The organism is Streptomyces capoamus (assembly GCF_014654935.1).
Classification (GTDB): Bacteria; Actinomycetota; Actinomycetes; order Streptomycetales; family Streptomycetaceae; genus Streptomyces; species Streptomyces capoamus.
Genome location: NZ_BNBF01000002.1, coordinates 261,051 through 271,897 on the forward strand (window position 1 = coordinate 261,051; position 10,847 = coordinate 271,897).

Below are 10,847 nucleotides of genomic sequence, written 5' to 3' on the forward strand. Positions count from 1 at the left end.
GCCCGATGGCGGATAGGGGACATCGCCAAGCTGTCCGACCTGCTCGGCGCAGCCCTCGGCGCGGGCCGTCCCGTCCTCCTCGTCTCCGACCACGGCCATGTCCTGGACCGCAGCCCACGTGACACCGGTCCCACGGTGGTCGACGGGGTGCAGGGCGCCCGTTGGCGCACGGGCCCGGCCGGGCCCGGAGAGGTGGAGCTGTCCGGGCCGCGGGTACGGGCCGGAGGCGGCCGGATCACCGCCGCCTGGCGGGACGACCTGCGCTACACCGCCCGACAGGCCGGGTACCACGGCGGGGCGTCGCTCGCCGAGGTCACCGTACCCGTCCTGGCCTTCGTGCCGTCCGGCATTGAAATCCCCGCCGGCTGGACGGCACTGCCCGCCGAGCGTACGGCTCCCGAGTGGTGGCTGGGCGGTTCGGATCCGACGGAACCGCAGGAGCCGGCACCGGCTCCCCGCGCCAGGGGGACGCGCAGGCAGCAGCCCCAGTCCGAAGGGCTCTTCCCGCAGCCGGGCCACAGCACGCCCGGTGAGCAGACGGTGCGCAGCAAGCCATTCGAAACCCAGCGTGAGTTCGTGCGCAACGCGCCCACCAACACGGCCGTGGCCGCGGCCCTCGACGCGCTTTTGGAGGCTGGTGGCAAGCTGTCCCCGGCCGCCGTCGCGGCGGCTGCCCAAGCCGCCACCGGGAAATCCGAACGCAATCCGCAGCGGTTCGTCACCATGCTCGAACGGCTGCTCAACATCGACGGCTACCCCGTGCTCCAGCTGGTCGAGTCCGGACGCACCGTCCACCTCGACAGAGAGTTGCTGCGCCAGCAGTTCCCGGAAGGCACCGCACTGTGAGTACCCCGACCCCGAATCCGGCGGGCGCTCCCCCGGTCAGCGCCGCACGCGCCCGGGATGTCGTCGACGCGCTGCGCCGTGGCACCGTGCCGCACCAGGGGCTCGGGCTGTTCGCCGTCGGACTGGACCGTTTCACGGACGCCCTCGACGACGACCTGGCCACCGTCGCTCGCGGCGGGTCCGCCTTCCACGCACTGCGCGGCGAGTACGGCTCGGGCAAGACCTTCTTCGCCCGGTGGCTCGCCGAACGCGCCAAACGACGCGGCCTGGCCGTCAGCGAGGTGCAGATCTCCGAAACGGAGACCCCCCTGCACCGGCTGGAGACCGTCTACCGGCGGCTCACCGAACGGCTGACGACCGCCACCCATGCGCCGTCCGCGCTGCGGGCCGTGGTCGACTCCTGGTTCTACGCGCTGGAGGAAGAGGTCCTCGACGCCGGGGACGCCGACGAGAACGACGAGGCCGGGCTCGCCCGGGCCGTGGACGAGCTCCTCGAACGACGGCTGGCGGACGTGGCCCGCACGACGCCGGCCTTCTCCGCCGCGCTGCGCGGGTACCGGGATGCCGTGGCCGCCGGTGACGGAGCCCGCGCGGAGGCGCTCATCGCCTGGCTCGGGGGGCAGAAGTCGGTGGCGGCCTCCGCCAAGCGAGCCGCCGGGGTCCGTGGCGACCTCGACCACTTCGCGGCGCTCGGATTCCTCCAGGGACTGCTGACGGTGCTGCGAGACTGCGGGCATCCCGGTCTGCTGCTGGTACTGGACGAGGTCGAGACACTCCAGCGGGTGCGCGGTGACGTCCGGGAGAAGTCGCTGAACGCCCTGCGTCAGCTCCTCGACGAGATCGACGCCGGACGGTTCCCCGGCCTCTTCCTCGTCATCACCGGTACGCCCGCCTTCTTCGACGGGCAGCAGGGAGTGCAGCGCCTGGCACCGCTCGCCCAGCGCTTGGCCACCGACTTCACGACCGATCCGCGCTTCGACTCCCCGCGAGCGGTGCAGTTGCGCCTTCCCGGCTTCGACCTGGCCTCTCTCGGCCGGCTCGGCCGGAACGTGCGCAGCGTCTACGAAGCTACGGCCCGTCATCCCGAGCGCGTCGCGGTCCGGGCGGACGACGACTACCTGGACGAGTTGGCGCGTGCCGTCACCGGGTCGCTGGGCGGCAAGGCCGGGATCGCGCCGCGACTGTACCTGCGAAAGCTGGTCGCTGATGTCCTGGACCGGATCGACACCTTCGACGACTTCGATCCTCGCACCCACTACACGCTCACCGTGAAGGCGTCGGAACTGGACGAGACCGAACGGAACGCCGCCGCGAACGCCGGTGACGTGGAACTGGAACTTCCGTGAGCGCCGACGCGCTGGATCTGCTGGACCCGATTCTCACCCATCACATCGTCAACTCGCTCGGCTGGCGCTCGCTGCGGCCTCTCCAGGAACAGGCGATCGGCCCGCTCCTGGCCGGACACGATGCCGTACTGCTCGCGCCGACCGCCGGCGGCAAGACCGAGGCAGCCTCCTTTCCCCTGCTCACCCGTGCGCAGCGGCACGGCTGGAAGGGCACAGGCATCCTGTACGTCACCCCGCTGAAGGCCCTTCTCAACAACCTGCATCCCCGTCTGGAGACGTATGCAGGCTGGGTGGGGAGGACAACCGAACTGTGGCACGGTGACATCGCCTCCACCCGGCGCCGCCGCATCCTGAACCAACGTCCGGATCTGCTGCTGACCACGCCCGAATCGCTGGAGGCGATGCTGGTCAGCACGCACGTCGACCATCGCGCGTTCTTCTCCGGGCTGCACAGCGTGGTGGTCGACGAGGTGCACGCCTTCGCCGGTGACGACCGGGGATGGCACCTGCTCGCCGTACTCGAGCGGCTCCAGAAGATCGTCGAGCGGCCGGTGCAGCGGGTCGGCCTCTCCGCCACCGTCGGTAATCCGCACGAGCTGCTGGACTGGCTCCAGGGGTCCGGCAAGGGACGCCGTCTGGGACAGGTCATCGCTCCCGGAGTAACGCTCCCGGGCACCGGGGGTCTGCCCGCCGCGGTGTCCGCCAGCGTGCCGCCGGGTGACATCGAGCTGGACTTCGTCGGCTCGGTCGCCAACGCGGCGACCGTCATCGCAGCCCTGCACCGCGGGGAAAAACGTCTCGTGTTCTGCGAGGCCCGGCGCACCGTCGAGGAGCTGGGCGAGCAACTCCGGCTCCGCGGTGTCACCACCTTCCTCTCGCACGCCTCGCTATCCACCGACGAACGCCGAAGAGCGGAGGAGGCCTTCGCCGAGGCGCGGGACTGCGTGATCGTCTCGACCAGCACACTGGAACTCGGCATCGACGTGGGCGACCTGGACCGGGTGATCCAACTGGAGGCGCCGGCCACGGTGGCCTCGTTCATGCAACGGCTGGGCCGTACGGGGCGCCGCCCGGGGACTACCCGCAACTGCCTGTTCCTCGCCGTGACCGATGCCGGTTTCCTCTCCGCGGCAGCCTTGCTGCTGGCCTGGTCCCGCGGCTGGGTGGAACCGGTGACCGCGCCTCCCGCGCCACGGCACCTGGTCGCGCAGCAGCTCCTTGCGCTGTGCCTCCAGGAGCATCGGGTCGGGGAGAACCTGTGGCAAGAGTGGTGGGGCGGTCTCAGCCCGTTCACGGCGGGAGCCGAACCCGTCGTACGGCACCTCGTCGAACAGGGCTACCTGGAACGCGACGGCGGCATGCTGTTCATCGGGCCTGAGGCGGAACGCCGCTTCGGCCACCGGCACTTCATGAACCTGACGGCCTCGTTCACCGCACCGCCCGAGTTCACCGTGCTCAGCGGTCGGACGGAGATCGGCCGCACGGACCCGGACCTGCTCACCGAGGACGTCGACGGACCCCGGAAACTGCTGCTTGCGGGCCGCAGCTGGCTGGTGACGTACATCGACTGGCGGCGCAGGCGCTGTTTCGTCGAACCCGTGGACGAGGGTGGACGTGCCAAGTGGAGCGGCTTCGGCCCGGACCGCGTCCGCTCCTTCGAGCTGACCCGCGCCGCCCACGAGGTTCTGCTCGGTGCCGATCCCCCGGTGCGGCTCACCCGCCGGGGCGAGGCGAAGCTCGCCGAGGCCCGGGAGGCACACCTCGACGTGGTGCACCCGGCAGGGACCGTCATCACCCGTCGCGGTGACGACGACGTGCGCTGGTGGACGTGGGCCGGGCACCGGGCCAATGCCACGCTGGCCGCATCGCTGCCGTCCGTCGTTCTGCGACACCGCTTCGTCGACGACCGCTTTGTCCGCTTGCGCGACGACGTGACGCGCGAGGCCTGGCGAACGGCGGTTGCAGACGCCGCGTCGGGCCTGACCCTTCCCGAGGTGGACGCCCGCGCGGTCCGGGGCCTCAAGTTCGCGGAGGCTCTGCCCCAGCGGCTTGCGGAGGCCACGCTCGCGGCACGCTTGGCGGACGAGGAGGGAGCCCGAACGGCGCTCGCGGAGCCCGTACGGTTCCTCCGATCGCTGTAAGCATTGCGGAGATCTTCGGAGGCGGAGGAATGCGGGGACCAGCCCGGCCCGCCCGGAGCCCGCAACGCGAGGTGCCCAGCACCCCCGAGGGGGCACTGGGCACCTCAGCTCAGCTCAGCGCTCAGTGCGCGTGGCCGTGGCTGTGGCCGTGGCCCGCGGACTCCGGCTCCTCTTCCTTCTTCTCGACGACCAGGGTCTCGGTCGTGAGCAGCAGGGAGGCGATGGAGGCGGCGTTCTCCAGGGCGGAGCGGGTGACCTTGACCGGGTCGATGACGCCGGCCTTGATCAGGTCGCCGTACTCGCCGGTGGCGGCGTTGTAGCCCTGCCCCTTGTCCAGGTCCTTGACCTTGGACACGATGACGTAGCCCTCCTGGCCGGCGTTCTCGCCGATCCAGCGCAGCGGCTCGACCACGGCGTTGCGGACGACCGCGACACCGGTGGCCTCGTCGCCGGTCTTGTCGAGGTTGCCGTCGAGGACCTTGGAGGAGTGGACCAGGGCGGAGCCACCACCGGAGACGATGCCCTCCTCGACCGCGGCGCGGGTCGCGGAGATGGCGTCCTCCAGACGGTGCTTCTTCTCCTTCAGCTCCACCTCGGTGGCGGCGCCGACCTTGATCACGCACACGCCGCCGGCCAGCTTCGCGAGGCGCTCCTGGAGCTTCTCGCGGTCCCAGTCGGAGTCGGTGTTCTCGATCTCGGCCTTGATCTGGGCGATGCGGCCCTGGACGGCCGCGGAGTCGCCGGCGCCGTCCACGATCGTGGTGTCGTCCTTGGTGACGGTGACGCGGCGGGCGGCGCCGAGCACGTCGATGCCGACCTGGTCGAGCTTGAGGCCGACCTCCTCGGAGATGACCGTGGCGCCGGTGAGGACGGCCATGTCCTCCAGCATCGCCTTGCGGCGGTCGCCGAAGCCGGGGGCCTTCACCGCGACGGCGTTGAAGGTGCCGCGGATCTTGTTGACGACCAGGGTCGACAGGGCCTCGCCCTCGAGGTCCTCGGCGATGATCAGCAGCGGCTTGGAGGAGCCGGCCTGGATGACCTTCTCCAGCAGCGGCAGCAGGTCCGCGATGGCGGAGATCTTGCCCTGGTGGATGAGGATGTACGGGTCCTCGAGGACGGCCTCCATGCGCTCCTGGTCCGTCACGAAGTACGGCGACAGGTAGCCCTTGTCGAAGGCCATGCCCTCGGTGAAGTCCAGCTCCAGACCGAAGGTGTTGGACTCCTCGACGGTGATGACACCGTCCTTGCCGACCTTGTCCATGGCCTCGGCGATCAGCTCGCCGACCTGCTGGTCCTGGGCGGACAGCGCGGCGACGGCGGCGATGTCGGACTTCTCGTCGATCGGGCGGGCCGAGGCCAGCAGGTCGTCGGAGACGGCCTTGACGGCGGCGTCGATGCCCTTCTTCAGGGCGGCCGGGGAGGCACCGGCGGCGACGTTCTTCAGGCCCTCGCGGACCAGCGCCTGGGCGAGGACCGTGGCGGTGGTGGTGCCGTCACCAGCGATGTCGTTGGTCTTGGTCGCCACCTCCTTCACCAGCTGGGCGCCGAGGTTCTCGTACGGGTCCTCGATCTCGACCTCGCGGGCGATCGTGACACCGTCGTTGGTGATGGTCGGGGCGCCGAACTTCTTGTCGATGACGACGTTGCGGCCGCGGGGGCCGATCGTCACCTTGACGGTGTCGGCAAGCTTGTTGACGCCGCGCTCAAGGGCGCGACGGGCGTCCTCGTCGAACTTCAGGATCTTCGCCATGGCAGCGGGAGCCCTCTCGGAAATCTGTGGGTGAAAACGCCGCGCCCCGGGCGCCCGGCTTCATATCGATCGCGGGGGGCCAGGGGCGCAGCTTCAAGCAGAGAGTCGCTTGAGGTGATTACTTCTCGATGATCGCGAGGACGTCGCGAGCCGAGAGGACGAGGTACTCGTCACCGTTGTACTTCACCTCGGTGCCGCCGTACTTGCTGTAGAGGACGACGTCGCCGACCTTGACGTCGAGCGGCAGACGCTCGCCGTTCTCGAACCGGCCCGGGCCCACGGCGAGGACGGCGCCCTCCTGGGGCTTCTCCTTCGCGGTGTCCGGGATGACCAGGCCAGAGGCCGTGGTCTGCTCGGCGTCCAGCGGCTGGACCACGATGCGGTCCTCGAGCGGCTTGATGGCAACCTTGGAGCTGGCGGTCGTCACGATCCGACCTCCCCCTTCGGAGATCTCGGGGTTAACTGTCTGAGGTGGCGACCAGGTCGATCCGTCGTCGCGGGTGCCGGACCTGCCCGTCGCGTTTGTCTGGCACTCTCCAGGGGCGAGTGCCAGACCCGAGACTATGACCGCGATTAGCACTCGGTCAAGCGGAGTGCCAATTGCCGTGCGGCGCGTCGGCCAGGGACGGCGGGCGCGGGTGCTCCGGCGGCCGCGGTGACGGGCCGGCTCTCAGAGGTAGTCCTCCAGGAATCCCACCGTCAGGCCGTCCTCCTGTGCCTGCCGCACCACCCGGACCGTGCGTTCCCGCAGGGAGGGGCCGGTCGACTCGTCCGGACCGACCAGGACGATGTCGCCGGGGCGCAGGCGGTGGGGGCCGTGGCGGTAGGTGAGGCCGGCCGGGGTGAGGGCGGCGCGCCACAGGACGAGGGCGGAGATGCCGCAGGCGGCCGCCGCGCGCCGGGTGGTGCGGTCGTAGGAGCCGTAGGGCGGGCGGAACAGGCGCGGGGTGACGCCGAGGCGGGTGCGCAGGCGGCTCTGCTGGCCGCAGATCTCGGCGCGCTGGCCGGCGTAGGGCTGTCCGGCCGGTGCCCGGTGGTCGACGGTGTGGTTCTCGATGCCGGCACCGAGCGCGCGCAGGCGGGCGAAGTGGCCGTAGCCGGGGGCGGCGACGCTGTCGGTGAGGAACAGGGTGACCGGGAGCCGCAGGTCGCGAACCATGTCGGCGAAGCGGGGGTCGCGTTCGGAGCCGTCGTCGTAGGTGAGGAAGACGACCGGGTCGGGGGTGCGGACGTGGTCGACCACCGGGGGCAGGGCGGGGGCCGGCGGGTGCGCGGCGAGCGGGCGGGCCGGGTGCACCGGGGCGCGGGCGAGCGGGCGCGTCAGGCCCCAGCGGCGGTAGCCGGGGCCGGGCGCGGTGGCGTGCGGGCGCACCCCTTCGGCGGCCTTCTTGCCGAGGCGTTCGATGGGGTCGACGGACTGGGCGCAGCCCGCCAGGAGCAGGGCCGGCGCGAGGACCGCGGCGGGGCCCCGCAGGCGCCTCACAGGTAGTCCTCCAGGCGGGCCACGGCGTAACCCTCGCGCGTGACCTTGTCCAGGAAGCGGCGCATGTCGTCCACCATCGTGCCGTCCCAGTCGTCCCGGCCGCGGAAGTGGGTGAGGACGATGTCGCCGGGGTGCAGGCTGCGGTCCCAGTCGCGGTACTCCCAGTGGTCGACGAAGACCTCCTCGTCCCAGATGGGCGCGTACTTGATCCCGCAGGACTTGGCGGCGCGCAGGGTGTCGCCGTTGTAGTTGCCGTAGGGCGGCCGGAACACGGTGGGCGCCTTGCCGAACTGCCTCTTCATGACGGTCTGCATGCCGCAGATCTCGTCCTTCTGCTCCTCGTAGGTCAGGCCGGGCAGGTAGGGGTGGGTGAGGGTGTGGTTGTTGAGGGTCACGCCCCGGGCCTGCATCCGGCGGAAGTAGCCGTAGTCGTCCTTGACGAGGTAGTTGCTGAGGAAGGCCGAGTACGGCACCTTCAGCTCGCTCATCATGCGCAGGAAGGCCGGGTCCTTCTCGGCGCCGTCGTCGATGGTGAGGAAGACGACCCGCTGCTTGGTGGGGATCGTGGTGAAGACCGGCGGAAGGCCTTCCTCCTCCTGGCCGTCGACCTCGAAGCCGTCCCGCGGGGTGATCCTCGGTTTCTCCGCCGGCGGCGCGGGGGGTGTGAGCGGGGCGCGGTCCAGGCCCCAGCGCCGGGCGGCGGCGGCCAGCCGGGCGTGTTCGGCGGCCGCCGCCGCCCGGGGGTCCGCGGCGCGGGCGGGACCGCCGTGGCCGGCGGGGGGTGTGCTGCCGCCGGCGCAGCCGGAGAGGAGGGCCGCAGCGGCCAGGGTGAGGGCCGCGGGGCCCATGGCCGCCCGCCGGGAGGTGTGGACGGAGGTGTGGACGGTGCGCCGCGCCCGCTTTTTGTCATTTTGTACTACTGCTCGCATGGTGCCGGATCCTCCCAGGACCCGGCCCCCGATCCCGGCCGACACCGCCGCCGCCGGGCACACCGTCCACCGACTGGCCCACAATGACCCGGTGAACGACCTCGCTCTGCTTCTCAGCCCCGAAGGCCGCGCCCTCCTCGACGAGGTGCGGGACACCGAGCCCGCGCGGGAACTGGCCGTGGCCACCCGGCTGCGCCGCGACCACCCCGCCGAGCTGGTCTCCGCCGCGCTCGGCCAGGCCCGGCTGCGGCAGCGGGCGGCGGCGAAGTTCGGGGCCGAGGACGCCGGGCGGATGTTCTTCACGCCGAACGGGGTGGAGCAGTCGACCCGGGCGAGCGTGGCGGCCTACCGGGCCGGGCGGCTGCGGGAGCTGGGCGTGACCTCCGTCGCCGACCTGTGCTGCGGGATCGGCGGGGACGCGATCGCACTGGCGCGGGCCGGGATCCGAGTACTGGCCGTGGACCGTGACCCCGTCACCGCGGCGACGGCCCGGGCGAACGCCGAGGCGCTGGGGCTGGCCGGGCTGATCGAGGTGCGGGAGGCCGACGTCACGGAGGTGGACACCGCCGGGTACGACGCGGTGTTCGTGGACCCGGCGCGCCGGGGCGGACGCGGCCGGGTGTTCGACCCGGAGGCCTACTCGCCCCCGCTGTCCTGGGCCGTCGGGGCCGCGCTGGCGGCGCCCCGGGCCGCGCTGAAGATCGCCCCGGGCATCCCGCACGAGGTGGTCCCGGCGGCGGCCGAGGCCGAGTGGATCTCCGACGGCGGGGACGTGAAGGAGGCGGTGCTGTGGTTCGGCACCGGAGCGCCCGGCGCGGTGCGGGCCACACTGCTGCCCGGCCCGCGCACCCTGCTCGGCCGCGGGCTGCCCGATCCCGCGGTGCGGCCGGTGGGGCGCTACCTGTACGAGCCGGACGGCGCCGTGATCCGCGCGCACCTGGTCGCCGAGGTGGCCGAGGAGGTCGGCGGCGGGCTGCTGGACCCGACGATCGCCTACGTCACGGCCGACGAACCGCGGCCCACGCCGTACGCCACCGGGTACGAGATCACCGACCGGCTGCCGTTCAACGTCAAGAAGCTGAAGGCCCTGCTGCGGGAACGGGAGGTCGGCACGCTCACGGTGAAGAAGCGCGGCTCGGCGGTGGAACCGGAGGAACTGCGCCGCAAGGTGCGGCCGCAGGGGCCGAACGCGGCCACCGTGTTCCTCACCCGGGTCGCCGGGGCGCCGACCATGCTGATCGGCCGCCCGCTGCGCTGACGTGGGCGCACTCCCCCGCCCTGCGCAGCAGCAGCTGCCGTTCCCGCTCGTTGTGGGTGAGGCCGGCCGCGCGCAGGAACTCCTGACGGGCCTCGGCGGTGCGGCCGAGGCGGGACAGCAGGTCGCCGCGGACGCTGGGCAGCAGGTGGTATCCGCGCAGTTCCGGTGCGTCGGCCAGGGCGTCCACCAGTTCCAGGCCCGTCGCGGGACCGTCGGCCATCGACACGGCGACCGCGCGGTTCAGCTCGACCACCGGGGACGGCGCCCGGACGGCCAGCAGCCGGTACAGGGCGGCGATGGCGCGCCAGTCGGTCTCCTCGTACGTGTACGCGCGCGCGTGGCAGGCGGCGATGGCGGCCTGGAGGGTGTACGGCCCGGGCGGGCCGCTCGCGGTGGCCCCGGCGCGGTCGAGGGCGCGGACCCCGCGCGCGATGAGCATGCGGTTCCAGCGACGCCGGTTCTGGTGCTCCAGCTGCACCGGTGCGCCGTCGGGGCCGGTACGGGCGGCGGCGCGGGAGGCCTGGAACTCCAGCAGCGCGGTCAGGCCGTGCACCTCGGGCTCCCCGGGCATCAGCGCGGACAGCACCCGGGCCAGCCGCAGCGCGTCCTCGCACAGGCCGGGGCGCAGCCAGTCGTCGCCGGCGGTGGCCGCGTACCCCTCGTTGAAGATCAGGTAGATGACGTCCAGCACCGAGCCGAGGCGGGCCTCGCGGTCGGGTCCGTACGGCACCTCGAAGGCGACGTTCTTCGCGGCCAGGGTGCGCTTGGCGCGGACGATCCGCTGGGCGATCGTCGGCTCCGGGACCAGACAGGCACGGGCGATCTCGGCCGTGCTCAGGCCGCCGAGCAGGCGCAGGGTGAGCGCGGTGCGGGCCTGCGGGGACAGCACCGGGTGGCAGGCGGTGAAGACCAGCCGGAGCAGGTCGTCGTCGATGTCGTCCGGGTCGGCGGGTTCGTCGTACGCGGGCGGGGCCGTATCCAGGTCCCGGCCGATCGCGGCGAGTTTGCGGGCGTAGGTCTCGCGGCGCCGGACCAGGTCGACGGCCCGGTGCCGGGCGGTGGCCATGAGCCAGGCGCCCGGGTTGTCCGGCACC

General features: G+C 72.2%; 8 protein-coding genes and 1 pseudogene. 4 read left to right on the plus strand and 5 right to left on the minus strand.

Going from position 1 to position 10,847, the window contains the following annotated elements:
- The 3 genes from pglZ to IE312_RS04635 form a co-directional block, all read left to right on the plus strand.
- A partial coding sequence (gene pglZ / locus IE312_RS38770) for a BREX-2 system phosphatase PglZ (protein WP_229899052.1) occupies window positions 1-846 on the plus strand: 846 nt, incomplete at its 5' end.
- Window positions 843-2,192 carry a BREX system ATP-binding protein BrxD gene (gene brxD, locus IE312_RS04630; protein ID WP_189978621.1) on the plus strand — a complete coding sequence of 450 codons (1,350 nt, stop codon included), beginning with the start codon at window positions 843-845 and terminating at the stop codon, window positions 2,190-2,192. The genes pglZ and brxD, both read left to right, overlap by 4 nt.
- Window positions 2,189-4,333: a DEAD/DEAH box helicase gene (locus IE312_RS04635; protein WP_189978623.1), complete on the plus strand. Its 2,145-nt coding sequence runs from the start codon at window positions 2,189-2,191 to the stop codon at window positions 4,331-4,333. Before brxD ends, IE312_RS04635 begins: the two co-directional genes overlap by 4 nt.
- A gap of 121 nt (window positions 4,334-4,454) precedes the next feature.
- On the opposite strand, the gene groL is transcribed toward IE312_RS04635, so the two are convergent.
- The 4 genes from groL to IE312_RS04655 form a co-directional block, all read right to left on the minus strand.
- A complete protein-coding gene (gene groL, locus IE312_RS04640; RefSeq protein ID WP_189978626.1) occupies window positions 4,455-6,083 on the minus strand; it encodes a chaperonin GroEL in 1,629 nt (542 codons plus the stop codon).
- Between the two features lie 118 nt (window positions 6,084-6,201).
- Window positions 6,202-6,510, minus strand: coding sequence for a co-chaperone GroES (gene groES / locus IE312_RS04645; RefSeq protein WP_004955293.1), 309 nt, complete (start codon window positions 6,508-6,510; stop codon window positions 6,202-6,204).
- 243 nt (window positions 6,511-6,753) lie between these two features.
- Window positions 6,754-7,566 (minus strand): polysaccharide deacetylase family protein, encoded by an 813-nt coding sequence (locus tag IE312_RS04650; protein ID WP_189978628.1) that lies wholly within the window; start codon window positions 7,564-7,566, stop codon window positions 6,754-6,756.
- Window positions 7,563-8,495, minus strand: coding sequence for a polysaccharide deacetylase family protein (locus IE312_RS04655; protein WP_189978630.1), 933 nt, complete (start codon window positions 8,493-8,495; stop codon window positions 7,563-7,565). The genes IE312_RS04650 and IE312_RS04655 overlap by 4 nt, the downstream gene beginning before the upstream one ends.
- A 91-nt stretch (window positions 8,496-8,586) precedes the next feature.
- On the opposite strand from IE312_RS04655, the gene IE312_RS04660 reads away from it, so the two are divergent.
- Window positions 8,587-9,753: a THUMP-like domain-containing protein gene (locus IE312_RS04660; protein ID WP_189978982.1), complete on the plus strand. Its 1,167-nt coding sequence runs from the start codon at window positions 8,587-8,589 to the stop codon at window positions 9,751-9,753.
- On the opposite strand, the pseudogene IE312_RS04665 reads toward IE312_RS04660, so the two are convergent.
- Window positions 9,701-10,847: pseudogene (locus tag IE312_RS04665) on the minus strand (RNA polymerase sigma factor); the annotation flags it as partial. The gene IE312_RS04660 and the pseudogene IE312_RS04665 overlap by 53 nt on opposite strands.